This is a genomic window from Polaribacter sargassicola, assembly GCF_021991835.1.
In the GTDB taxonomy this organism is placed as follows: Bacteria; Bacteroidota; Bacteroidia; order Flavobacteriales; family Flavobacteriaceae; genus Polaribacter; species Polaribacter sargassicola.
The window spans coordinates 1-379 of record NZ_JAHDAU010000067.1 but is presented as its reverse complement, the minus strand read 5'-3'; the positions used below and the strand labels follow the sequence as shown (position 1 = coordinate 379).

At 68.1% G+C, this 379-nt stretch carries 1 protein-coding gene; it reads left to right on the top strand.

The genetic code is table 11. From position 1 onward, the window contains the following. On the top strand, positions 1-379 hold a 379-nt coding region (locus KI686_RS15855; RefSeq protein WP_237590302.1), incomplete at both ends, for an SDR family NAD(P)-dependent oxidoreductase.

Here is a 379-nt window from a genome sequence, read left to right as displayed (position 1 = left end):
TCGATCCTGCCGGGGTGACGGGTCTGGTGCACGCGGCCGGTATCCGATCACGCAGCCCTATCCGAGACACCGGCCTACAGGACTTCCGGCGCATTCACGAGGTGAACGTGATCGGGACCTTCCTCGCTCTGCGATGGGCAGCACGCCGGGCGGCTCTGAGCGATGCCGGCCGTTTCTCGGTGGTGACGCTGGCGTCGGCGGTGATCGATAGGACTGTGGAGGACCAGGCAGCCTACAACGCGTCCAAGGCCGCGGTGGCGGCGCTCACCCGCTCCGCTGCACGGGAACTCGCCGAAGACGGCGTGCGCGTGAACGCCATCGCGCCGGGGTCCATTCTCACTCCCCTCACGGACCAGGGATGGTCGGATGGTGCGCATGC